Origin of the sequence: Agromyces soli (assembly GCF_022811605.1) — a bacterium.
In the GTDB taxonomy this organism is placed as follows: Bacteria; Actinomycetota; Actinomycetes; order Actinomycetales; family Microbacteriaceae; genus Agromyces; species Agromyces soli.
Map to the genome: position 1 here is coordinate 1,234,727 of NZ_CP094533.1, position 23,143 is coordinate 1,257,869.

Annotated in this window: 25 protein-coding genes; 9 read left to right on the plus strand and 16 right to left on the minus strand. The window is 74.2% G+C overall.

Translation table 11 applies throughout. The annotated features are described in order from the left end of the window. Positions 1–131: 131 nt before the first annotated feature. The gene (locus MTP13_RS05895) at positions 132–728 is read right to left on the minus strand and encodes a TetR/AcrR family transcriptional regulator (RefSeq protein WP_243570151.1); all 597 of its coding nucleotides are present in this window, start codon (positions 726–728) and stop codon (positions 132–134) included. A 214-nt stretch (positions 729–942) separates the two neighbouring features. Between MTP13_RS05895 and MTP13_RS05900 the strand changes: the two genes are divergently transcribed. From MTP13_RS05900 to MTP13_RS05940, 9 genes are all read left to right on the plus strand, one after another. Beyond that, entirely contained in the window at positions 943–2,139 is a 1,197-nt protein-coding gene (locus MTP13_RS05900; RefSeq protein ID WP_243570152.1) for a class II histone deacetylase, read from the plus strand. Further along, positions 2,136–3,200 (plus strand): polyamine ABC transporter substrate-binding protein, encoded by a 1,065-nt coding sequence (locus tag MTP13_RS05905; RefSeq protein WP_243570153.1) that lies wholly within the window; start codon positions 2,136–2,138, stop codon positions 3,198–3,200. The genes MTP13_RS05900 and MTP13_RS05905 overlap by 4 nt, the downstream gene beginning before the upstream one ends. A 94-nt stretch (positions 3,201–3,294) precedes the next feature. Beyond that, entirely contained in the window at positions 3,295–4,857 is a 1,563-nt protein-coding gene (locus tag MTP13_RS05910) for an amidohydrolase (protein ID WP_243570154.1), read from the plus strand. Then, entirely contained in the window at positions 4,854–5,708 is an 855-nt protein-coding gene (locus tag MTP13_RS05915; protein WP_243570155.1) for an ABC transporter permease, read from the plus strand. Before MTP13_RS05910 ends, MTP13_RS05915 begins: the two co-directional genes overlap by 4 nt. Continuing rightward, on the plus strand, positions 5,701–6,504 hold the full coding sequence (locus MTP13_RS05920; RefSeq protein ID WP_243570156.1) for an ABC transporter permease: 804 nt from the start codon (positions 5,701–5,703) through the stop codon (positions 6,502–6,504). The genes MTP13_RS05915 and MTP13_RS05920 overlap by 8 nt, the downstream gene beginning before the upstream one ends. Beyond that, positions 6,501–7,715, plus strand: a complete 1,215-nt coding sequence (locus MTP13_RS05925) for an ABC transporter ATP-binding protein (protein WP_243570157.1) — start codon at positions 6,501–6,503, stop codon at positions 7,713–7,715. Before MTP13_RS05920 ends, MTP13_RS05925 begins: the two co-directional genes overlap by 4 nt. Beyond that, positions 7,712–9,268 carry an amidohydrolase gene (locus MTP13_RS05930; protein WP_243570158.1) on the plus strand — a complete coding sequence of 519 codons (1,557 nt, stop codon included), beginning with the start codon at positions 7,712–7,714 and terminating at the stop codon, positions 9,266–9,268. The genes MTP13_RS05925 and MTP13_RS05930 overlap by 4 nt, the downstream gene beginning before the upstream one ends. A gap of 139 nt (positions 9,269–9,407) precedes the next feature. After that, entirely contained in the window at positions 9,408–10,781 is a 1,374-nt protein-coding gene (locus MTP13_RS05935; protein ID WP_243570159.1) for an NAD(P)/FAD-dependent oxidoreductase, read from the plus strand. A 48-nt stretch (positions 10,782–10,829) separates the two neighbouring features. Beyond that, a complete protein-coding gene (locus tag MTP13_RS05940) occupies positions 10,830–11,180 on the plus strand; it encodes a cupin domain-containing protein (protein ID WP_243570160.1) in 351 nt (116 codons plus the stop codon). Positions 11,181–11,191: 11 nt separating this feature from the next. Here the strand turns inward: MTP13_RS05940 and MTP13_RS05945 are convergent, their stop codons facing one another. From MTP13_RS05945 to fliS, 15 genes are all read right to left on the minus strand, one after another. Further along, a complete protein-coding gene (locus MTP13_RS05945; RefSeq protein ID WP_243570161.1) occupies positions 11,192–12,157 on the minus strand; it encodes a bile acid:sodium symporter in 966 nt (321 codons plus the stop codon). Between the two features lie 188 nt (positions 12,158–12,345). Then, positions 12,346–13,506 (minus strand): flagellar hook protein FlgE, encoded by a 1,161-nt coding sequence (locus MTP13_RS05950; protein ID WP_189084205.1) that lies wholly within the window; start codon positions 13,504–13,506, stop codon positions 12,346–12,348. Positions 13,507–13,588: 82 nt separating this feature from the next. Beyond that, positions 13,589–14,014, minus strand: coding sequence for a flagellar hook assembly protein FlgD (locus MTP13_RS05955; RefSeq protein WP_243570162.1), 426 nt, complete (start codon positions 14,012–14,014; stop codon positions 13,589–13,591). A 10-nt stretch (positions 14,015–14,024) separates the two neighbouring features. Beyond that, positions 14,025–15,389, minus strand: coding sequence for a flagellar hook-length control protein FliK (locus tag MTP13_RS05960; protein ID WP_243570163.1), 1,365 nt, complete (start codon positions 15,387–15,389; stop codon positions 14,025–14,027). Then, positions 15,386–16,240, minus strand: a complete 855-nt coding sequence (locus MTP13_RS05965; RefSeq protein WP_279399765.1) for a C40 family peptidase — start codon at positions 16,238–16,240, stop codon at positions 15,386–15,388. Before MTP13_RS05965 ends, MTP13_RS05960 begins: the two co-directional genes overlap by 4 nt. Beyond that, entirely contained in the window at positions 16,240–16,662 is a 423-nt protein-coding gene (locus MTP13_RS05970; protein WP_243570164.1) for a hypothetical protein, read from the minus strand. Before MTP13_RS05970 ends, MTP13_RS05965 begins: the two co-directional genes overlap by 1 nt. Continuing rightward, the gene (locus MTP13_RS05975) at positions 16,659–17,975 is read right to left on the minus strand and encodes a FliI/YscN family ATPase (protein WP_243570165.1); all 1,317 of its coding nucleotides are present in this window, start codon (positions 17,973–17,975) and stop codon (positions 16,659–16,661) included. Before MTP13_RS05975 ends, MTP13_RS05970 begins: the two co-directional genes overlap by 4 nt. Continuing rightward, a complete protein-coding gene (locus MTP13_RS05980; protein ID WP_243570166.1) occupies positions 17,972–18,574 on the minus strand; it encodes a FliH/SctL family protein in 603 nt (200 codons plus the stop codon). The genes MTP13_RS05975 and MTP13_RS05980 overlap by 4 nt, the downstream gene beginning before the upstream one ends. Then, positions 18,558–19,574, minus strand: a complete 1,017-nt coding sequence (gene fliG, locus MTP13_RS05985; RefSeq protein ID WP_341681312.1) for a flagellar motor switch protein FliG — start codon at positions 19,572–19,574, stop codon at positions 18,558–18,560. Before fliG ends, MTP13_RS05980 begins: the two co-directional genes overlap by 17 nt. Then, positions 19,571–21,139 carry a flagellar basal-body MS-ring/collar protein FliF gene (fliF, locus tag MTP13_RS05990; protein WP_243570167.1) on the minus strand — a complete coding sequence of 523 codons (1,569 nt, stop codon included), beginning with the start codon at positions 21,137–21,139 and terminating at the stop codon, positions 19,571–19,573. Before fliF ends, fliG begins: the two co-directional genes overlap by 4 nt. Beyond that, positions 21,139–21,465: a flagellar hook-basal body complex protein FliE gene (gene fliE, locus MTP13_RS05995; protein WP_243570168.1), complete on the minus strand. Its 327-nt coding sequence runs from the start codon at positions 21,463–21,465 to the stop codon at positions 21,139–21,141. Before fliE ends, fliF begins: the two co-directional genes overlap by 1 nt. Further along, complete coding sequence (locus MTP13_RS06000) at positions 21,465–21,857, minus strand: flagellar basal body rod protein FlgC (RefSeq protein ID WP_189084214.1); 393 nt, start codon at positions 21,855–21,857, stop codon at positions 21,465–21,467. Before MTP13_RS06000 ends, fliE begins: the two co-directional genes overlap by 1 nt. Before the next feature lie 13 nt (positions 21,858–21,870). Continuing rightward, complete coding sequence (locus MTP13_RS06005) at positions 21,871–22,215, minus strand: flagellar basal body rod protein FlgB (protein ID WP_189084215.1); 345 nt, start codon at positions 22,213–22,215, stop codon at positions 21,871–21,873. Positions 22,216–22,337: 122 nt separating this feature from the next. Next, complete coding sequence (locus tag MTP13_RS06010) at positions 22,338–22,733, minus strand: hypothetical protein (RefSeq protein WP_243570169.1); 396 nt, start codon at positions 22,731–22,733, stop codon at positions 22,338–22,340. Then, positions 22,723–23,124 (minus strand): flagellar export chaperone FliS, encoded by a 402-nt coding sequence (fliS, locus tag MTP13_RS06015; protein ID WP_189084217.1) that lies wholly within the window; start codon positions 23,122–23,124, stop codon positions 22,723–22,725. Before fliS ends, MTP13_RS06010 begins: the two co-directional genes overlap by 11 nt. Positions 23,125–23,143 lie beyond the last annotated feature (19 nt).

The window sequence follows — 23,143 nt, forward strand, 5'->3', positions numbered from 1 at the left end:
GGGGTCGGATTCCGACGGGGGGATGGCTCGAGAACGGTCTGCGTGCCGGAAAGCGACCCCCTGGGGATGGGAAGGGCCTGGGATGGGAAGGGGATGGGGGATGGGGGATGGGAAGAGCTGGGCGACCGCGGTCAGCCGGCGAGCGCGTCGAGCCGCGGCCCGAGCAGGGACCGCAGCAGCACCTCGAGGGAGGCGTCGACGCGCTCGTCGGTCCACGCCTCCGGGTCTTCGACCGTCTTCACGTGGAAGCCTCGGCAGTAGAGGTAGAGGATGTCGGCGATGTACTCGGGGTGCTCGAGATCGGTCGCTTCGGCGCTCGACACGAACTCCTGGTAGGTGGCATCGGTGACCTCGCGGACGACGTCGTACGCCCGGCGGGTGTCGCCCCGCACGTCGCCGATGACCTCGACCCAGAGGCTGCGGAGCACGTTGTCCTCCGGCGTCGTCGAGCACATCCAGCGGGCGACCGCGACGAGGCGCTCGATACCGGTGGCGTCGCGCAGCAGCGAGGCGCGCTCGGTGCGCCAGTGCGACTGAGCGTGCTCGAGCGCGTTCACCATGAGGTGCGCCCGCGACGGGACGAAGTTCGTGATGAACGCCGTCGACCGGCCCAGGCGCTCCGCGACGGCCCGCAGCGTCACGGCGCGCGTGCCCCGCTCGCTCGCGACGGCCACCGTGGCGTCGGCGATCTCGGCGAGGCGCTCGCTCTCGTCCACCTCGATCGGCATCTCGGTATCCCCCTCCGCGCGCCCGCATGGCGGGCTGATTGGACCCTAGTGCACCACCGTCCGGAAGCGACCTTGACGGGTCTGTGCTCCAAGGCTACCCTTCATAAAACGTTGTTGTAAAACACGACGATATCTCGCCGTGTCGACCGACCATCGCCGCACCGCCGCGGCCCACGCGCCCGCGCGGTGCCGCACCAGAACCGAAAGGGAACGGATGCCCCGATCCACCCATCGTCGCGTGGGCCTCGTCGCCGACGAAGCGGGCTTCTGGCACCAGTCCAGGGCCGACTTCGGCCCCTCCGTCGAGCCCGGCGTGCAGCTCGAGACGCCCGAGGCCCGCCGGCGCCTGCTGCACCTCATCGAGCGGCTCGGCCTGCGCCGCAGGATGACGCAGCTCGAGCCGCTCGCGCTCGCCGAGGCCGATCTCGCCCGGGTGCACACGGCCGACTACCTCGCCGCGTTCCGAGCGCAGTCCGCCGGGGCGGGCGGCGAGCTCGGCGACTTCGCCGGCTTCGGGCACGGCTCCTACGAGATCGCGGTGCGCAGCGCCGGCGGGGTCGCCGCCGCGGTGCGCGCGGTGCTCGACGGCGAGCTCGATCGCGCCTACGCCCTCGTTCGGCCGCCCGGGCACCACGCCGAGCCCGACCGGGCCCGCGGCTACTGCCTGCTCGCGAACATCCCGATCGCGCTCGAACTCGCCCGCGCCCGGCAGGGGCTCGGCCGGGTCGCGATCGTCGACTGGGACGTGCACCACGGCAACGGGGCGCAGCGGATCTACTGGGACGACCCCGAGGTGCTCGCGATCAGCCTGCACCAGGACCGGCTCTACCCGGTCGACTCCGGTGCCGTCGAAGAGCGCGGCGGTGACGCCGCCCTCGGCGCCACCCTGAACATCCCGCTCCCGGCCGGCAGCGGCGAGGGCGCCTACCTCGCCGCCTTCGACCGGGTCGTCGCCCCGGCGCTGCGCGCCTTCCAGCCCGAACTCCTCGTCGTCGCCTGCGGCTACGACGCCGCCTTCCTCGACCCGAGCAGCCAGATGGCCCTCACGAGTGCGACGTTCGGCGACCTCGCCCGCCGCACGATCGAGCTCGCCGAGGAGCTCTGCGGCGGCCGGCTCGTCATCGCCCAGGAGGGCGGCTACTCGCCGCTCTACACCCCGATCTGCGGCGCGGCGGTCGTCGCCGCCCTGCTCGAGGCCGAGTCGGAGACCGAACTGCACGACCCGTACGGGCGGCACCTGCACACGCCCGAACAGAACCTCCTCCCGCACCAGCTGGAGGCCATCGAACGTGCCGGCGCAGCCGCCGGCACCGCACCACCGACGCACGACCAGCACCACCCGCACGACCAGCACCACCAGCACGACCCACACCACCGCAGCACTCATCACCACGAGGAGTCAGCACCATGAGAAGCACCATCCCCCGGACGGCCCTGCTCGCGGGCGCCGTCGGCGTCGCTCTGCTCGCCGGTTGCAGTTCCACCCCCGCCGACGGCGGCAGCGGCGACGGAGGCGGCGATCAGCGCCTCACCTTCGTGACCTACGGCAGCGCCTTCCAGGAGGCGCAGGAGAAGTCGATGGTCGACCCGTTCATCGAGGAGACCGGCATCGACGTCACCGTCGAGAGCCCGGTCGACCCCGCCAAGCTCAAGGTCATGGTCGAGGCCGGCAACCCCACCTGGGACGTCTACCTCGCCGGCCAGCAGGACGTGCCCGCCTACTGCGGCACCCTCTTCGAGGAGCTCGACCTCTCGAACATCGACGAGGCGGACTTCGCGCCCGGCACCGTCGAGAAGTGCGGCGTGCCCGTCGACACCTACTCGTACATGGTCGCGTACAACGAGGAGAAGTACGGCGACAACCCGCCCACCTCGATCGCCGACTTCTTCGACCTCGAGAAGTTCCCCGGCACCCGCTCGATGGGCAGCGACCCGGCCGAGGGCAACCTCGAGCTCGCGCTGATGGCCGACGGCGTCGCGCCCGACGACCTCTACCCGCTCGACTACGACCGCGCCTTCAAGATGCTCGACAAGGTCAAGGCGGACACGGTGTTCTGGAGCTCCGGCGCCGAGCAGGTCGCCATCATGGAGGAGCAGCGCGCCGACATGATCCTCGTCTGGTCGGGCCGCGGCTACGAGGCCGTGCAGAACGGCGCGCCGTACGCGCCCATGTGGGAGGACAACTCCTACCACTGGGCCTCGCTCGCGATCGTGAAGGGCTCGCCGAACCGCGAGGCCGCGCAGCAGTTCATCGACTTCGCCGTCTCGCAGGGCCCGCAGACGGTCTGGGCGGAGTCGATCGCGTACGGCCCGGCGAACCTCACCGCCACGCCGAAGCTCGACGCCGCGGCATCCGCCTGGGACTCGTCCCTGCAGGAGCACCGCGACCTCTCCTGGCAGATCGACAACGCCTGGTGGGGCGAGAACCAGGACGAGGTCGTCCAGCGCTGGACCGACTGGTCGGCCGGATGATCCGGGGTGCCGCCGGCCGAGCGCCGGCGGCACCGCCCATCCACCCGCGCCGAAGCGCGTCCCCATCCAGCATCCGAGCCATCGACGGAGCCACATGAACGACCTCGCCCTCGTGGGCGGCACCATCGCCACCCTGCACCCCGGCACGCCGGACGCCGAAGCGCTGCTCATCGAGCACGGTGCCGTGCGCCTCGTCGGCACCGCCGAGGAGGTGCTCGCCGCCGCCCGGCCCGGCACCCCCGTCGTGGAGCTCGACGGCCGCACCGTGCTGCCCGGCCTCATCGACTCGCACACCCACGTCGAGTTCTGCGCCCTGAGCCGCGACTGGCTCGACGTGCGGCAGGCGCCCCGCGCCGAGACGCTCGCACGGCTGGCGGCGGCCGTCGCCGACGGCGTCGACGGCTGGCTCGTCGCCCAGGGCACCTACGGGCAGGACCTGCCGAGCCGCGACGAGCTCGACGCCGTCTCCCGAGAGGTGCCGATCCTCGTGCGCGAGAGCATGCACCGCCTCACCGCGAACACGGCGGCACTGGAGCGGGCCGGGCTCGTCCGCGGGGCCACCTCGCCCGTCGGCACCCTCGTCGTGATCGGCGAGGACGGCGCCCCGAGCGGCGTCGTCGAGGAGGGCTACCACCTCTTCCCCGTGCCGGCCCCGCCGCCCGAGCGGCTGCGGGCGATGCTCCGCGACGAGCTGCGCGAGTCCTTCGCCAGGCACGGCGTGACCACCATCTACGAGCTCCCGGCGACGGCCGACGGCATCCGCGCCTATCAGGCGCTCCGCGCCGCCGGCGAGCTGCCCGCGCGGCTCAGCCTCACGCTGACCGTGGCGCCCGGGCTGCACGCCATCCTGCGCTCGCCCGAACAGCTCGCCGAGACCGGGCTCGCCTCCGGCTTCGGCGACGAACGGCTCTGGCTCGGCGGCCTCAAGGTGTTCCTCGACGGCGACGACACTTCGGCGTTCGACTCGGCGCACCTCGACAAGAGCCCGGGGCGCTGGAGCACGAACACCCGCCAGTACGCCGAGATCGTGCACGTGCTGACCGTCGCGCACCGCGCCGGGCTGCAGGTGTGGATCCACGCGATCGGCGACCTCGCCCAGCACCTCGCCCTCGACGCGATCGAGGAGGCCGCGCGCGTGGCCGGACCCGGCGACCGCCGCACGCGGCTCGAGCACGCCGCGAACCTCTGGGTCGACGACGCGATCGTGCGCCGGATGCGCGAGCTCGACGTGATCGCGGTGCCGACGGCGGGCTTCATCCACGCCGATGTCGGCACGGGCGTCTACGCGTACCGCACGCTCGTCGAGGCGGGCATGCGCCCGCCGGGCAACTCCGACACGGGCGGCACCCAGCCCTTCGCGACGAACCCCTGGTTCGGCGTGGCGCGCATGCTCGACCGGCGCACCGGCTCGGGCGCGATCGTCGCCCCCGAGGAGGCGGTCGACGTGCACACCGCAGTGCGCACCTACACCGAGTTCGCCGCGGAGGCGGGGTTCAACGAGCGCCGCATCGGCGCCCTCGGGATCGGCATGCACGGCGACTGCGCCGTCTACGCCGAGGACCCGCGCACCCTGCCGCCCGAGCGGCTCGCCGGCCTCGAGGCCGAGCTGACCGTCGTCGGCGGCGAGGTCGTCTGGCGGCGGGAGGACTCGGCATGAACTCCGCGCGCTCGCGCGGCTGGGCCGTGCTGCTGCTGCTCCCGGCGCTCGTCGTGGTGCTCGTCTTCTTCGTGTACCCGGTGTTCGCGCTCTCGGCGCGGAGCTTCCTCGAGCCCACCCCGGGGTTCGGTCAGTACGTCGACCTCGTCACGAACGAGACGACGGTGACGATCCTCGTGCGCACCCTTGTCGTGGCACTGCTCGTGACCGTCGTCACGCTGGCGCTCGCCTACCCGTACGCGTACCTGATGAGCCTCTGCGGGCCGGGGATGCGCACCTTCCTGCTCTTCCTCGTGCTGCTGCCGTTCTGGTCGAGCCTCATGGCGCGCACCTTCGCGTGGATCGTGCTGCTGCAGCCGAGCGGGCCGGTCGCCGGCTTCCTCGGGCTGCTCGGCCTCGACGGGGTGAAGCTGCTCGGCTCGCAGCTGGGCGTCACGATCGCGATGACGCAGGTGCTGCTGCCGTTCATGGTGCTGCCGCTGTTCAACACGATGAGCGGCATCGACCGGCGACTGCTGAGCGCGGCGCACTCGATGGGGGCCTCGCGCTTCCGCGCCTTCCGCACCGTGTACCTGCCGCTGTCGGTTCCGGGCGTCGCCGCGGGCTCGGTGCTCGTCTTCATCCTGAGCCTCGGATTCTGGGTGACGCCGCGGCTGATCGGCTCGCCGCAGCAGTCCCTCGTCGGCCAGCTGATCGAGACCAAGGTCGGCAAGCTGCTCGACTTCCCGGGTGCCGGGGCCATCTCGGTCGTGCTGCTCGTCATCACGGTCGTGCTGCTGCTCGCCGTCGGCGGCGGGGTACGGGCACTCGTGCCCGGCGCGAAGACGGACGGAGGCCGCGACGATGGATGAGACCACCCGCCCCGGCTGGGGCCTGCGGATCTGGGCGGTGCTCGTCGCGGTGCTGCTCGTCGCGCCGCTGCTCATCGTGGTGCCGATCTCCTTCGCCGAGAAGCGGAGCTTCAAGTTCCCGCCGGACGGCCTCTCGGTCGACTGGTACGTGAACCTCTTCACCGACCAGCGCTGGACCTCCGCGATCGGCACCTCGATCCTCGTCGGCGTGCTCGTCACCCTGATCTGCACCGTGCTCGGCACGGCGGCGGCCCTCGGCATCCACCGCCTCGGCGGCCGCGTCGCCGCCCTCGCGACGGGCGTGCTCGTCGCGCCGATGATCGTGCCCGGCATCGTCTCGGCGGTCGCGATCTACTCGGTGTACCTGCGCTGGCAGCTCACGGGCAACCTGCTCGGCTTCCTGCTCGCGCACACGGTGCTCGCGATCCCGTTCGTCATCGTGACGGTGACGTCGAGCCTCAGCACCACCGATCCGATGCTGGAACGCGCCGCGGCGAGTCTCGGCGCGGGTCCGTGGCGCACCTTCGTCAGGGTCACCCTGCCGGCGATCGCACCGGGCGTGGGCGCGGGCGCGCTGTTCGCCTTCGTGACCTCGTTCGACGAGGTCGTCGCGGCGAGCTTCCTGCAGTCGCCTGCGATCCGCACCCTGCCGATCGAGATGTTCGTCAGCGTCACGAACGAGGTCGATCCCACGATCGCCGCCGTCTCCACCGTCATCCTCGCCCTCACCACGGCGATCGTCCTGCTGCCGGCCTTCACCCGCCGGCGCTCCAGCCAGAAAGCGAGCAGCTCATGACCGACCGCAGCGCCACGGCCGCGCAGCCGGCCCCCACCACGCGCACCGGCGGGGTGCGCCTCGACCGGGTCACGAAGCGCTTCCGCTCGGGCGCGATCGGGGTCGACGACGTCTCCCTCGCCGTCGAGCCCGGCGAATTCGTCACCTTCCTCGGCCCGAGCGGCTCGGGCAAGACGACGACGCTCAACACGATCGCGGGCTTCGCGAAGCCGAGTTCGGGCCGGATCGAGATCGCCGGCGCCGACGTCACGGCACTGCCGCCGAGCAAGCGCAACCTCGGCGTCGTGTTCCAGAACTACGCGCTGTTCCCGCACATGACGGTGCGCGAGAACATCGCCTTCGGCCTGCACGGCCGCGGGCTCTCGAAGGCCGAGATCGGCGCGCGCATCGAGGAGTCGCTCGCGATGGTGCGCCTCGACGGCCTGGGCGACCGCACGCCGAAGCAGATCTCGGGCGGGCAGCAGCAGCGCGTCGCCCTCGCCCGGGCGCTCGTCTACCGGCCGCCGGTGCTGCTCATGGACGAGCCGCTCGGCGCGCTCGACAAGGCCCTCCGCGACCGGATGCAGGTCGAGATCAGCCGCATCCACCGGGAGGTCGGCACGACGTTCCTCTTCGTCACCCACGATCAGGGCGAGGCGCTCGGGCTCTCCGACCGGATCGTGCTGTTCGACCGGGGTCGCGTGGTGCAGGTCGGCACGCCGGCGGAGCTGTACGAGCGGCCCGCCTCGCTCTTCGCCGCCGAGTTCCTGGGCGAGTCGAACGTGTTCCGCGGCGAGCTCGCGGGACCCGGCGTGCTGCGCTTCGGCGAGCAGACGTTGCGTTTCACGGGCGACGGCCCGGGGAGCGGCTCGGCCGCGGTCGTCGTGCGCCCCGAGCGGCTGCGCCTCGTCAGGGCGGCGGATGCCTCGGGCGGCGCCGCAAGCGGCGTCGCAAGCGGCGCTGTCGAGAGCGCTGCGCGCGGCGGTGCCGAGAGCGCTGCGCGCGGCGGGGCCGGCGTGCAGAACCGGGTCGAGGCCCGGGTCGTGAACATCGCGTACTTCGGTGCGTTCCGCCGGGTGACCCTGCGCTACGCGGACGGCTCGAGCGGCCTGCTGCACGACGGCGTCGACGCCCCGGCGCCGATCGCCCTCGGCGACGCGGTCGTGGTCGGCTGGGACGCCGAGCACGCCGTGGTCGTGCCCGCTCCCGGGCCCGCGGAGCAGGCGGCGTGAGCGGCATCGTGGCGGACCAGGCATCCCTCGTCCCCGGCCCCGCCGTCGCGTACCGCGGCGCGCGCGTACTCGTCGACGCGGAGGACGCGCCGCGCCCCGCCGAGCTGCTCGTGCGCGACGGCCGCATCGTGCGCGTCGCCGAGCCCGGCGGAATCCGCGACGCCGACGAAACGGTCGAGCTCGACGGGCTCGTCGTGCTGCCCGGCTTCGTCGACGGGCACTGCCACCTCGAGCTCACCGTGCAGGCGCTCGAGCACCACGTGCCGCTGCACGGGCACCGCAGCCTCGCCGAGATGCTCGACGTGCTCGCCGCCGCGCGCCGGGCGCAGCCCGAGGGCTGGATCATCGGCCGCGGCCCCTTCGGGCTGCAGCGCGACGTCGCCGAGGGCCGGCTGCCGCACCGGGTCGAGCTCGACCGGGTGAGCCCGGCGCAGCCCATCGTCGTGCTCGCCGGGCTCCACGTCGCCTGCCTCAACACTGCGGCGATGCGCGAGCTCGGCCTCGCCGACCCCGACGTGCTGCCGGACTGGATCACCGTGCACCGCGACTCGGACGGCCCCACGGGCGTCTTCACCGAGGTGTGGGACCGGTTGCCCACGTGCACCGTCGAGGAGACGATGACCGCGCTCCGCGCCCACGCCGTGCCGGTGTTCGCCCGGCAGGGCACCACGAGCCTCAGCACGATCTCGACCTCGGCCGACGACGTGCGCGCCCTGCACCGTCTGGCGCAGTCGGGCGAGCTGCCGTTCCGGGTGCGCTGGTTCACGCACGTGCCGCGCACCGCGAGCCTCGACGAGGTGCTCGCCTGGGGCCCCGAGTCGGGCTTCGGCGACGAGTGGCTGCGCTTCGGCGGCGTGAAGATCTTCGTTGACGGCGAGGGCGGCGACGGCCTCGGCCACGCCCGCGACGACGTCAAGTGGGCGCCGGAGGAGCTCGCGCGCTTCGTCAACCGGGCGGATGCCGCGGGGGTGCAGCTGCTGATGCACGCCGTCACGCCCCGGGCCATCCGCCTCGCCTGCGACGCGGTGCGCGCGGCCCGCCGCGTGCGGCCCGAGCGGGTGCGGCACCGGATCGAGCACGGCGGCGACTACGTCGATCTCGCCGACCTGCCGCGGATCGCGGCCGCCGGGGTCGGGCTCGTCGCGACGCCGCACTTCGCGACCTCGTCCGACGCCGACCGGGGGGGCTTCCAGCCGCTCGCGAGCCTCGTGGCCGCCGGGCACCGCGTGATCGGCGCGACCGACTCGACGGGCACCGTGCCCGACGCCGTCGGACCGCTCGCCAACATCGCCGGCGCGGCCGGGCGCACGGATGCCGACGGCGGGCCCTCGCCCGAGCGGATCCCCGTGCGCGACGCCGTACGGATGTTCACGAGCTGGGCGGCCGAGGGCGTCGGCGAGGAGCGGGAGAAGGGACGGATCGCCCCCGGCCTGCGCGCCGACCTCGTCGTGCTCGACGCCGACCCGTACACGGTCGCGCCCGACGAGATCGGCGGGATCGGCGTCGCGCGCACGATCGTCGGCGGCCGCGCGGTCGCCGAACGCGCACAGTGAGCCCTCGAGCCGCCGCGCACGACATATCGTCCGGACGGAGTCCGGAAAGCCAGCAGTTGGACGGTGGCGCCCCGGCCGGGGCGTCCCGCATGATCGAACGGACGGCCGTCGTCGGACGGAACGTCGCAAGGAGGCAAGGATGACGGGCAACGGCGGAGTGTCGTGGTGGTGGCAGCAGCTCGGGCTCCCCGCGCCGCGCAAGGGGCTCGACGGCGACCTCGACGTCGACGTCGCGATCGTCGGCGGCGGCTACACCGGACTCTGGACGGCGTACTACCTGAAGACGCTGCAGCCCGACCTCCGGGTCGTCGTGCTCGAAGCGCGCTTCGCGGGCTTCGGCGCCTCGGGCCGGAACGGCGGATGGCTCACCAACTCCGTGACCGGCGGCCGGGAGCGCTACGCGAAGTCGCACGGCCGCCAGGCCGCCATCGCCCAGCAGCGCGCCCTGAACGAGACCGTCGACGAGGTCGCCCGGGTCACCGAGGCCGAGGGCATCGACGCCGACCTCGTGAAGGGCGGCGAGCTCAACGTGGCGTACGCGCCCGCCCAGCTGGCGCGGATGCAGGCCTTCGCCGCGGCGGAGGCCGAATGGCCGGGTGCCGACGTCGAGCTGCTCTCGGCCGAGGCATCCGCCGCCCGCGTCAACGTCGCCGGCACGCTCGGCGGCGTGTGGCACCCGCACTGCGCCCGCGTGCACCCGGCGAAGCTCGCCCGCGGCCTCGCCGCCGCGGTCGAGGCGCTCGGCGTGCCGATCCTCGAGCAGACGACCGTCACCGAGATCCGCCCGGGCGAGGCCGTCACCGAGCGCGGCGTCGTGCGCGCGGGGCACGTGCTGCGCGCGACCGAGGGCTTCACGGCGAACCTGAAGGGCGAGCACCGCCGCTGGCTGCCGATGAACTCCTCGATGATCGTGACCGACCCCATCCCCGCCGCGGTGTGGGACGAGCTCGGCTGGGCCGGCCGCGACACCCTCGGCGACTTCGCGCACGTCTACATGTACGCGCAGCGCACCGCCGACGACCGTATCGCGTTCGGCGGCCGCGGCGTGCCGTACCGCTACGGCTCGCGCGTCGACACCGACGGGGCCACCCAGGCGCAGACGATCGAGTCGCTCACGGCGCTGCTGCGCCGCTTCTTCCCCGCCGCGGCCGACGTGCCGATCGCGCACGGTTGGGCGGGCGTGCTCGGCGTGCCGCGCGACTGGGCCGCGACAGTGGGGCTGGATGCCTCGACCGGGCTCGGCTGGGCCGGCGGCTACGTCGGCACGGGCGTCACCGCGACGAACCTCGCCGGGCGCACCCTCGCCGACCTGGTGCTGCAGCGCGACACCGAGCTCGTGCGGCTGCCCTGGGTGGGGCACCGCGCGCGCAACTGGGAGTTCGAGCCGCTGCGCTGGCTCGCCGTGCAGGGCATCTACGGGCTCTACCGCAACGCCGACCGGGCCGAGTTCGCCGGGCGTGGTACGACCGCGCCGACCGCCCGGCTCGCCGACCTCATCGCCGGACGGCACTGAGGCGCGTCGGCGCCCGGCCACGATTCCACGCTCACGAGAGGAACCAGCATGACCGTCGAGTTCGTCATCCAGTCCCAGCCGCTCGCCGCCGACCTCGGCGAGCCGGCCCCGAAGCCGACCGCCACCACGCCGGACGTCGTCGAGGCGACGAGCCCGCTCTGGAGCGCGGGCGGCACCGAGGTCGGCTTCTGGGAGTGCTCGCCCGGCAGCTTCACCGCCCGTCGCGACGGCTACACCGAGATCTGCCAGATCCTCTCCGGCTCGGTGACCGTCGAGACCACCGGCGGGCAGCGGGCCACCATCGGCGCCGGTGACACGCTCGTGATGCCGAGCGGCTGGGAGGGCGTCTGGCACGTGCACGAGACCTTGCGCAAGACCTACATCACGATCGACGACTGAGCGGGGCGCCGCTACCCGCGCGCCGGGACGAGCGCCGGCACGAGCCGCACCAGCAGGAGCAGGGCCACCAGTTCGACGAGCGTCTGCGTGACGACCGCGAGCGGCGCGATCGCGAGGCTCGCCGGCAGGGCGAGGGCGAGCGGGAGCACGACGAGCGAATTCCTGGTGACCCCGCTGAAGACGACGGCGCGGGTGCGCGGGACGTCGAGGCGGGCCATCCGCCCCGCCAGGATGCCGACGCCGACCATGACCACGGCGAAGGCGAGGTAGAGCGGCACGAGCCGCGCGAGCGCGACGGCCTCGGCGCCGACCGCGGCGATCTGCGAGCCGACGACGACCACGAGCGTCAGCAGCAGCAGCGGGGTCATCGCCCCGGTCATGCTGCGCTCGAGCGCGCGGGGGGCGCGGTGCCGTCGGGCGAGCGCCTGCACGAGCGCCGCCGCGAGCAGCGGCAGGACGATGATCACGAGGAACGCCTCGAGGAACGGCCCGGGGTCGAGCACGGCGAGGGCGTCGCCGCCCGCGAACAGCCAGAGGTACCCGGGCAGCAGCACGAGCTGCAGCACCATCAGCAGCGGGGTCGCGGCGAGCAGCCGCTCGCGCGCTCCACCGGCCAGGCCGGTGAACACGATGACGTAGTCCACGCACGGCGTGAGCAGCACGAGCAGCACGCCGAGGAGCAGCCCCCGATCGTCGGCGACGAAGCGCGAGACGCCGAAGACCAGGAGCGGCACCGCGACGAAGTTCACGAGCAGCACCGTGCCGAGGAATCGGACATCCCGCAGCGCACGCCCGACTCCGTCGATCGGCACGCCCAGGAAGGTCGCGAACAGCAGCAGGGCGAGCACCGGATTCGTCGCCGCCGAGAGTGCCGGGGCGAGCGCCGGCGCCGCGAGCCCGATCGCCGCGCCCGCGAGGATGGCGGCGATGGCGAGCGCGAGCTGGTGCCGGTCCCACCACTCGATCGCCCGCTGCACCGCTCCAGCCTAGGGAAGGCCGACGGCGCGGCGCGTGGGCAGGATGCCGGGTGGCCGGGATGGCGTTCGCGGACCGTCTGCGCCACTTCGACCGCGTTGCGCCAGTACAGGTGGCGCGTGGAGCGCGAAGTGGCGCAGCCGGTGCCCGCGGAGCGGGAATGGCCCGCCCCGCCGCACCGACCCTCCGACTAGCGCTTCAGGTTCGTGAGCTCCTGCAGCACCTCGTCGCTCGTGGTGATGATCCGGGCGTTCGCCTGGAAGCCGCGCTGCGCGATGATCAGGTTCGTGAACTCCTGGGAGAGGTCGACGTTCGACATCTCCAGGTAGCCGCTCGCGAGCTTGCCGTAGCCGGGGTCGCCGGCGGCGCCGAGCTCGACGGCGCCCGAGTTCGCGGTCGCCCGGTACGAGGAGTCGCCGGCCTTCTCGAGGCCGCCCGGGTTGACGAAGGTCGCGAGGGCGATGCGCCCGACGGCCTGCGTCGCACCGTTCGAGAAGGTGCCTGTGATCGTGCCGTCCGGGCCGATCGAGTAGGCGTCGAGCGTGCCGGCCGGGCGGCCGTCCTGCCCGGCGACCTTCAGCGTGCTGAGGTCGGCGAAGCCGGTGACCCCGGCGAGGTCGATCGTCGCGCCCGCGACGGTGACCGAAGTGATGCCCGTCGGCTGGCCGTCGACGAAGGTCATCGCGCCGAGGTTGGTGCCGCCCGAGGCGACGTCCCAGCCGGTCGCGCTGCGCGTGAACGAGAGGGTGACGCTCGTGGCGTTGCCCGAGGCGTCGTAGACGTCGATGTCGCGGACGATCTCGGTGCCGGCCGCAGCGTCCAGCGGCAGGTTGCCGGTGAACCGCACCGAGGTGGTCGGCACGGCCGGGGCGACGACGCCGCGGGGCAGGGTGATGTTCTGCAGCCCGGCGCCCTGGTTCACGACGCCGTTCTGCGCCATCCAGCCCTGCACGAAGCCGCCGTTCGGCGACACCAGGCGACCCTGCGCGTCGAAGTCGAACGAGCCGGCCCGGGTGTACAGCGTCTCGCCGCCGGCGTTGACGACGAAGAAGCCGTCTCCCGAGATCATCAGGTCGCTCGCGCGACCGGTCGCCTGCGCCGAGCCCTGGGTGAAGTTCGTGCTGATGCCGGCGATCTGCACGCCGAGGCCGATCTGGGCGGGGTTGGTGCCGCCGATCGCGGCGCCGGGGGCGCCGCCGCCCTGGATGAGCTGCGACAGCGTGTCCTGGAACTGCGTCGCCGAGCCCTTGAACCCGGTGGTGTTGACGTTGGCGATGTTGTTGCCGGTGACGTCGAGCATGGTCTGGTGGGCGCGGAGTCCGGAGATCCCGGAGAACATCGAGCGGAGCACGGTGGCGTCCTTTCGGTCGTGCGCTGGAGCGCGGGGTCGGTCGTGGTGGTCGGTGCGGTCGCGAGCGGATGCCGCGACGGGGTCAGGTGCGGACGGCGGAGAGCTTGTCGAGCGCGACGGAGACCCCGCCCACGTCGACGGTCGGGATCGGGCCGGCGAAGGAGACGGAGGCGGCGACGCCCTTCACGGTCTTGCCGTCGGCGTCGAGGTACTCCACCTCCTTGCCGATCAGGGCGGCCGCGGCGGTGCGCATCTGCAGCGAGAAGGACTCCTCCTGCCGCTTCGACAGCGCCGTGAGCTGCTCCATCGTGGCGAGCTGCGTGGTCTGCCCGATCATGGCGTTGGTGTCCATGGGCGAGCTCGGGTCCTGATTGGCGAGCTGGGTGACGAGCAGCTTCAGGAACAGCTCGCCGTCCATCTCCTGCTTCGGCCGGCGGGTCGCCACCTGGCCGGTGTACATGCTCGCGCCGGCGCTGCCGGCGGTCGCGTTCACGGAGTCGACGGTCATCCGGTGCCTCCTAGGCGATCACGTCGAGGCCGGTGCCGAGCGGCATCGGTCCGGTGGGGACGGGGGTCGGGGCGAGGGCGCGCGCGGGTGCGGCGGCGCGCGGCTCCTCGGCGGGGGCGGCGGTGCGGGCGTCGTCGCCGGCCTGCCGTCCGCCGTCGCGGTCCTGCGGGGCGAGGTCGAGCGAACCGGCCAGGCCGGCGGCCGCACCGTCGCGGCGGAGGTCGCCGAGCGCCTGCCGCAGCGCCTCGCGGCCCGCGTCGCTCGGAGCGTGCAGCTCGACGCGCACGTGCCCGTCGGCGCCGACGACGGCCCGCACGGTTACCGGGCCGAACTCCTCGGGTGCGACGCGCACCGACACGAGGTGCTCCCCGGGTCCGCGGCGGGCGAGCGAGACGAGGTGGCCCCCGAGCTGCTCGGCGAGCGCTGGCGCGGTCGCGGCGGATGCCCCGGCCGGGGCCGCGGCGGGCGCCGTCGGTGCGGTGGCCGCCGCGGGCGAGCTCGGCGCGGATGCCGCGAGCGCCGCGACCCCGTCTCCCGTCGCCGCCGTCGCCGCCGCCGGCGTCGCCGGGACGGGCGCGGGCGCGGGCGCGGGCGCGGGCGTCGAGGGGCTCGCCGTGCCGGCCGTGGTGGTCGGCACGATGGATGCCTCGTCGGCGAGTGCGGTTGCCCGCGCGTCGCCTGCGGTCCGGCCCTGGCGCGCGGCTGCGGCGGCGTCGGCGGACGCGCCGCCGCCCGGATCTGCGGACGCCCGTGCGGTGCTCGAGGCAGCGCGGTCGGCTGCCTCGCCGTCCGCCCCGCCGCCGAGCTCGGAGCCCGGCCCGCCGCCCACCCCCTCGCCGGCGACGCCGTCGGCAGACCCGCTGGCGGCGACGCCCGGGGCGCTGCCCGCGGCGGTGCCCGGCGTGCTGATCGCGGCCCCGCCGTTCGCGGCCGGACTCGCGGCCGGGCTCGCTGCGGGCGCGGCCGCGGATGCAGCGGCCGAGGCGAGCGCCGCACCGACCGCGGCGTCGCCGGCGCCCGCACCGCTCGCGGCGAGCGCTTCGGTCTGGACCGGGCCGGGCTCGGCCGGCGGGAGCGCGAGCCCGGGGTCCGCAGTGGGAGCCGGGGCGGGCGCCGTCGGCGCGAAGGCCGCGGGGAGTGCAGCGGCGACGGTCGCCTCGAGGACGGCCTCGCTCGCCGGCTGCTGCGCGGTGCCGCCGTCGGGCATCGTGCCGGTTCCGGGGCCGGTGCTCGAGGCATCCGGCTGCGGTGCGGTGCCCGCGATCCCCGCGAGCGCGGCCGCGAAGCCCCCGTCCCCGTTCGACGCGGTACCGCTCGCGCCGCTTGCCCGCGCGGCGGGCGCGGGCGCGGGGAGCGCGGGGGCGATCGCGGTCATGCGGCGCTCCGGAGGATGGCCTGCAGCTGGGCCGCGGCGACGAGGTCGCCGAGCCCGCCGGCGCCCGGCGCAGCCGTGCCGAGGCCGGAGCCGAGCGTGCCGAGGCCGGAGCCCAGCCCGCCCGCACTGCCCGCGCCGCCGAGGCCGAGCAGGGCGCTGAGCATGCCCGCCGACCCGAGCCCGTTGAGCCCGCCGCCCGAGGACGCCAGCAGCGCCTGCAGCTGCGCCGCGACATCCGCACCGCCGAGCGCGCCGGCTCCGGCCGCCGCCGGAGCGGCCGCCGCGGGCTGCCCGGCATCCGGCACGAGCCGGCGGATCGTCAGCACGTCCGACTCGTCGAGGTAGTTCTTCTGGTATGAGACCGTGCGGCCCTCGTACGGCGCGTGCACGATCATCCCGTCGCCCGCGTAGATCACGACGTGATCGGCGTTGTTCGTGATGATGAGGTCGCCCGGCTGCGCCTGCGCCATCGACGGCACCTCGACGCCGAGATCGGTCTGCAGCGAGACGCGGCGCTCGGCGTCGATGCCGAACTTCGCGAGCACCTGCTGCACGAGGCCCGAGCAGTCGACGCCCGAACGATCGTTCCCTCCGAGCACGTACGGCACGCCGACCCAGGTCTTCGCCTCGGCGACGAGGTCCTCGCCGGTGACGCCCTGGGCGAGCGATCCGCTCCGGTCGAGCGAGGCGCCCGAGGCGGCGTTCGCGGCGGTGGCCCCGTTCGCGCCGAGCGCGGCGAGCAGCGCCTGGGCGAAGGCCGTGCCGTCGCTCGCGGCGGCCTGGCGGCCCTGCAGCGCGGCGACGGTCTGGCTGATCTCCTGCATGCGGGCGACGGCGTCGACGGCGGCCATCACTCCTCCCCTCCGCGGGCTCTGCGCCCGTTCGCGATCTCGTCCAGTCGGTTCTGCTCGACGCGCAGCTCGGTCCCGAGCTCGGCCTCGACGTGCGCGGCCTCCATGCGCTCGAGGGTGCGCACGCGGCGGCGCGCCTCGTCGTGCGTCAGCTTCGCCTCGTCGACCTCGGCCTCGAGCAGCGTGCTCGCGGCGAGGAGCTCGGCGAGCATCGCCTCGCTCGAGGCGCGCGCCGCGGCGATCGCGCGCAGCGTCTCGAGCTGCGTGCCCGGCTCCCCGTACGCGGAGAGCTCGCGTCGCGCCCGGGCGCGCAGGGCCTCGCTGTCGCGCAGCTTCGCCGTGCGCGAGGCGAGCACGCTCGCCGTGCGCTCCTCCTGCACCCGCCGCACCCGCAGCAGGCCGTCCAAGCGGAATCCCTTCATGCCGCGGCACCTCCGATCGCACCGACGAGTGCCGCGAGCGCGGCGGTGGTCTGCTCCAGCGGCGTCGACTCGCCGAGGCGCTGCCCGAGGAACGCGTCGATCGCGTGCTCGTTCGCGAGCGCCGCGTCGACGAGCGGGTTCGCGCCGGGCTGGTATGCGCCGACGTCGATGAGGTCCTGCGCCTGGGTGCGCGCGGCGAGGGCGCGGCGCAGGGCGGCGGCGTCGGCGAGCTCCGCGGGCGGGGTGATCCGGCCGGCGACGCGGGAGACCGAGCCGAGCACGTCGACCGCGGGGTAGCGGCCGGCCACGGCGATCCGGCGATCGAGCACGACGTGCCCGTCGAGCAGCGACCTGGCCTGGTCGGCGATGGGCTCGTTGTGGTCGTCGCCGTCGACGAGCACCGTGTAGAGGCCGGTGACCGAGCCGCTCGTGCCGGCGCCGGCGCGCTCGAGGAGTCGCGCGAGCAGGGCGAACGTCGAGGGCGGGTAACCGCGGGTCGCGGGCGGTTCGCCGGCCGAGAGGCCCACCTCGCGCTGCGCCATGGCGACGCGGGTGAGGGAGTCCATCATGAGCACGACGTGCGCACCGCGCTCGCGCTCGTGCTCGGCGATGCGGGTGGCGAGCTGCGCGGCGCGCAGTCGCATCGGGGCCGGCTCGTCGGCCGTCGCCACGACGACCACCGAGCGGGCGAGGCCGGCGGGGCCGAGGTCGTCCTCGAGGAACTCGCGCACCTCGCGGCCGCGCTCGCCGATGAGCGCGATGACCGAGACCTCGGCCTCGGAGCCGCGGGCGATCATCGACAGCAGGGTCGACTTGCCGACGCCCGAGCCTGCGAAGAGGCCGAGCCGCTGGCCGCGGCCGAGCGGCACGAGCGCGTCGAGCACGCGCACCCCGGTCTGCAGCCGGCGGTCGATGCGGGCGCGGTCGAGCGGCGGGGGCGAGGGATGCCGGAGCGGCACCTGCGCCTCGGCGCGGATCGGCCCGCGGCCGTCGATGGGTCGGCCGAGCCCGTCGATCACGCGGCCGAGGAGGCCACGGCCGACGGGGGCGGTCGCGGTGCCCGCGACGCGGTGCACGGGCAGGCCGACGGCGGGGGCGTCGAGCGGGGTGAGCAGCATGCACGAGGCCGCGCCCGGCCGCACGGCGACGACCTCCGCGGAGGCGCCGCCGAGCTCGACGACCTCGCCCACCGCGAGCGGCAGCCCCTCGACCTCGAGCGCGAGACCGACGGCGCTGCGCACCCGGCCGAGGCGGGCGGGCCGTGCCGCGTCCAGCGCTGAGCGGAAGGCCGGGGCGTCGAGGAGCGTCGTCATCGCGACTCCCGGATGGCACGGCGGGCCCGGTCGAGGGCCGCGGAGATGCGGGCGTCGACGAGCCCATCCGGCAGCTCCGCGACGGCGTCCGCCTCGCCCAGGGCGGCGTCGGCGACGAGCTCGACGTGCTCGGGGGCCGCGGCGGCGACGCGGGCGAGGGCGGCGGGATGCATCCGCACCCGCGTGACGAGCGCCGTGTCGTCGTGGTCGAGCGCCCGGTCGAGGGCCGCCCGGGCCGCGCCGTCCGGGTCTGCGGCGAGCTCGGCGCCGAGCAGCGTCTCGGCGAGGGCGAGCGCGCCCTCCGCGAACTGCCGCTCGGCCGCGGCGAGCACCGGAAGGGCCGCCGCCTCGAGCGCCGTGCGGGCGCGCACGAGCGCCTCGATCGCAGCCCGGTGCTCGGCGTCGCGGCGCGCCTCTCGTTCGGCGGCCTGCGCGGCGATCGCCGTCAGCAGCTCCTCGCGCTCGGCCTCGGTGCGTCGGCGGGCGGCCGCGAGGCCCTGCGCGTAGCCGCGCTCCTCGGCCGCGGCATCCGCCTCGCCCTGGCGACCGATGCGCGGGAAGTCGATCGTGCCGAAGGCGGCCTCACGAGACGAACTCATCGGCGTCCCCTCGCTGCACGGTGATGCGGCCCTCCTCGGCGAGCTCGCGGATGATGCGCACGAGCTCGGAGCGCGCCTCCTCGACCTGCGAGACGCGCACCTGCCCGAGCAGCTCGACCTCGGAGCCGAGCAGCTCGCGGTTGCGCTCCGAGAGGTTGGCGCGGATCTTCTCCTCGACGGCGGCGGGCGCCCCGCGGAGGGCGAGGGCGAGCACGCCCATGTCGATGCCGCGCACGATGAGCTGCACGTCGCGGTCCTCGAAGCGCACCAGGTCGGTGAAGGTCAGCAGTCGGCTGCGCACCTCGGCGGCGAGCTCGGGGTTGCGCTGCTCGAGCGCCTCCAGCACCGCCTTCTCGGTCGCGACGGGCGCGCGGTTGATGATGTCGACGAGCGGCTGCACGCCGCCGGTCACCTCGGCGGCGCTGCGCGGCGAGATCATGGAGGCGGCGCGCGACTTCAGCACCTGGGAGACGATGGCCACGGCGGCGGGCGTCGCGCTCGACAGCCCGGCGATGCACTCGGCGACGTCGGCCCGACGCACGTCGGGCAGCGCCGCGAGGATGTTCGAAGCCTGCGGGGTGCGCAGGTGGGTGAGCACGAGTGCGACCGTCTCGGCCATCTCGGCCTCGAGCAGCGAGATGACCTGGGCGGGCTCGGCCGCGTCGAGGAACTCGAAGGAGCGCCCGGCGAGCGAGGAGGCGACGCGGTTCATCACACCGGTGGCGCGCTCGCTGCCGAAGGAGGACTCGAGCAGCCCCTCCGCGACGTCGAGGCCGCCGCGGGCCGCGAGGCGGCCGCGCATGGCGAGCTCGTGGAACTCGGCGATCGCGTGGTCCGCGGCGTCGAGGTCCACGCGCTGCAGCCGGATGATCTCGGCGGCGATCTCCTCCGCCTCGGTCTCGCTGAACTCCTTCAGCAGCGCGGCCGCCTGGTCGCGCTCGAGGTTCATCAGCACGAGGGCGACCTTCTGGGCACCCGTCATCGTCGCGGCGTCGTTCACCCGGCGCTCCGATCATCGAGCATGGCGCGCAGCAGCTTCGCGGTGCGCTCGGGGTCCTGCTGGGCCATCCGGGCGATGTCGCTGCGGCGGCTCTCGGCCGGGTCGGGGCCGATCGGCTCCGTCGGCGCGTCGAGGGCGATGGGCTCGGGCGCCGACTCGAGCACCTGCGTGTAGTGCGGCACGGCCTCCTCGAGCTCGAGGGGCTCGCGGCGCGGGCGCAGGCGGCGGGCGATGATGATCGCGCCGACGACGCCGACGACGAGGGTCACGAGGGCGATGGCGCCCCAGCGGATGAGCTCGGCGATGCGGTCCTGCTCGGCCTGCGCCTCGGCGGAGCGCAGCGCCTCGGTGGCCCGCTCGGAGTCGGCTGTGCTGAAGTCGACGAGCTCGACGTTCACGGCGTCGCCGCGCTGCCGGTCGATGCCCGCCGCGGCGGCGACGAGGTCCTGGATCGCGTTCGAGGAGAGCCCCTTCGCCGCGGTGCGGTCGATCGCGACGGACACGGTCTGCCTCGCGACGGCGCCGGCCGGGATGCTGCGGGTCTCGGTGACCTTGTCGACGGCGTTGTTCTGCACCCGCTGCTCGGAAGTGTACGTGCCGTCACCGCCGGCGCCGCCCGGCACCGCGATGTTGTCGGGGCCGAGCACACCGGCCTGGGCGCCGCCCGTGCCGGTGTAGGTCTCGGTGTTCACGGACTCGTTCAGCGCCGGCGTCTCCTCCGTGCCCTCGAAGCGCTCGGTGGTGACCTCGGCGGACTCGTCGCTGATCGTCGCGGCGACGGCCACGCTGGAGTTGCCGGAGCCCACGATCCGGTCGAGCATCTGCTGGACGGCCGTGGTGGTGCGGGTCTCGTAGTCGGCCGCGCGGCTCTCGGCCCCGCCCGAGGCGCCGACGCCGACCGCGGACAGCACGTTGCCGTTCGCGTCGACGACGGCGACGTCCTCGGCCTTCATGCCCTCGACCGCGGCGCTCGTGAGGTGGGTGATCGCGTTCACCTGGGTGGTCGAGAGCGTCGTGCCGGCGTCGGTCTCGACGAAGACGGATGCCGTCGGGTCGACCTTCTCGGAGACGAACACGGTCTCCTCGGGCAGCGCGAGCTGCACGGAGGCCGAGCGCACGCCCTTCATCGCCTTGATCGTCGAGGCGAGCTCGCCCTCGATGGCGCGCTTGTACGTCACCGACTGCTGGAACGAGGAGGTCGTCATGCCGAGGTCGTCGAGCAGCGCGTAGCCGCCGCCATCGGAATTCGCCGGGAGGCCGGCCGAGGCCGCCTTGATGCGCTCCTCGTAGACGACCTGCTCGGGCACGAGCACCGTGGTGCCGCCGTCGGCGAGCTCGTAGGGCACGTTGCCCGAGCGCAGCTGCTCGACGACGGCGCTCGCGTCGGAGCCGGACAGCCCGCTGAACAGCGGCGTGTACGACGGCTTCGTGAGCCAGGCGGCGAGGCCGACGACGCCGAGCACGAGCAGGCCGACCGCGAGCACGGCGAGCACCCGCTGCGCGGTGCTGAAGCCGCCGACGAACGCGCCGATCCGCGCGAGCCCGGCCTTGACGGGGGCGGGCATCAGGCCTGCATCCGCATGATCTCGTTGAACGCCTCGACGCCCTTGTTGCGCACGGCGGCGACGAGCTCGAGCGTGACCGCCGCGCGCGAGGACGCGAGGGTGGCCTGGTGGATGTCGGTGAGGTCGCCGGTGACGGCCTTCAGCGCGAGCGTCTTCGACTCGGCCTGCAGCGCCTGCGCGCCGTCGACGGCACCGAGCACGCCCGCGAAGGCCGCGCCGCCGGTGCCCGTGGCCCCGGCCGTGGTGGTCGCGTCGGGTTCGAGGTAGCCGCTCTGGGCCACAGCCTGCACGCCGGCCTGGACGCCGTTCACTCCGGGGATGGGCATCAGCTGCGTCCGATCTGCAGGGCCGACATGTAGGTCTCGCGGGCCCGGTCGACGACCGCGGCGTTCGCCTGGTAGCCGCGCTGCGCCATGATCAGCGAGCCCATCTGGCTGGACAGGTCGATGTCCGGGTACCGCACGTAGCCCTCCGCGTCGGCGAGCGGGTGCGCCGGCTCGTAGACCATGCGGCCCTCGGCGTCCCCGTACGCGGCGCCCTGCACGTACACGCCGGAGGTGCCCTCGCCGGCCTGGGCGATGACGTAGCGCGCCTGGAAGGCGTCGCCGTTCGTGGGCGTCGCCGTGTTGATGTTGGCGAGGTTGTCCGAGACCGCGTCGAGCCACTTGCGGTGCACGGTCAGAGCGGAGCCGGCGATGCCGATCGCGTCGAAGGTCATGGGGTCCCCCGGGTCATCCGTTGGTGCGCATCGCGGTGCGCAGAGAGGTGAACTGGCCGTTCGCGGCCTGCGCCGCGAACTGGTACCGCAGCACGGTGTCGATGTTCGACAGCGTCTCGGTGTCGAGGTTGACGTTGTTGCCGTTGAGCTTCGTCGGCTCGAGCGAGTTCTGGGTGGTCGCGCGCACGCGTCCGTCGCCGGCCTCGATGGAGGCGGCCAGGGCGTCCTCGAACTGGACGCGCTTGGCCGTGTAGAACGGCGTGTTCACGTTCGCGATGTTGTTCGCGATCGCCCGTTGGCGCTCGGCGAGGCCGTCGAGCGCGCTCGCGAGGGCGAGCGAGGAGACGGATTCGAGCACGATCCTCCCAGGGTGCGTGGTGGGGGCCGATCCCTGGCCTCGTCTCGAGCGATCCGTGCTCGAGGGTCACTCTCGGCTGCGGGCGGCGCGACCGTTAGGCGCCGAGCCCGCGGGAGCGCGGGCTAGGCGGTGGCGTCGAGGTAAGCGGGGCGCGGGGCGGAGGATGCCGCGGCCCCCGCCGCACCGAGCCGGGCGAGCTCGGCGGCGGTGTCGTCGCGGTCGCGGCGCAGCTCGGCGGCGCGCGCGACGATCCGCTCGCGCACGGCGGCTGCTCGCGCGGCGAGCTCGGCGGGCAAACGGTCGAGTCCCGCGGGCTCGGGGAGTGCGACCGGGCCATCCGCCGCGAGCGCCAGCTCCAGCTCGTCGAGCCATCGGGCCCAGCCCGCGGGCGGCTCCGAGGCGGCCGCCCCCAATGCGGCCGTCTCCGAGTCGTCCCCTTCCGAGCCGGGCGGCCCGGCGGGGCTGTCCCGCTCGACCGGGCGTTCCTGCTCGACGGGGCTGGTCGGCTCAGCCGACACGGGCGACCCCGCCGACCGGCGCGGCGACCGGCATCGCGGCGGCCTCGTGCCACGCCTGGCGCAGCGGCTCGAGCCGGGCCTGGCACTCGCGGGTGAGCTCCACGTCGCGGGAGATGTTCGCCCGCACGAGCGACTGGTACACGTAGTCGTAGATCGCCATGAGCCGGCTCGCGCCGTCCCAGACGCGCACGTCGAGGGTGCGCTGCAGCTCGCTCACGATGTCCTGGGCGTGCAGCAGCTGCGCGCTCGCCTCGCCCCACTGCTCCGCGAGCTGGGCCTGCTCGGCGCGGTCCAGGTCGAGCAGCAGCCGGTCGTAGAGCATGGTGAGCAGCTGCGCCGGGCTCGCCGAGAGGATGGCGGTGCGCTGGTAGTCGTTCAGCCGATCGGTCATGCCGACTCCTTCCGGGCGT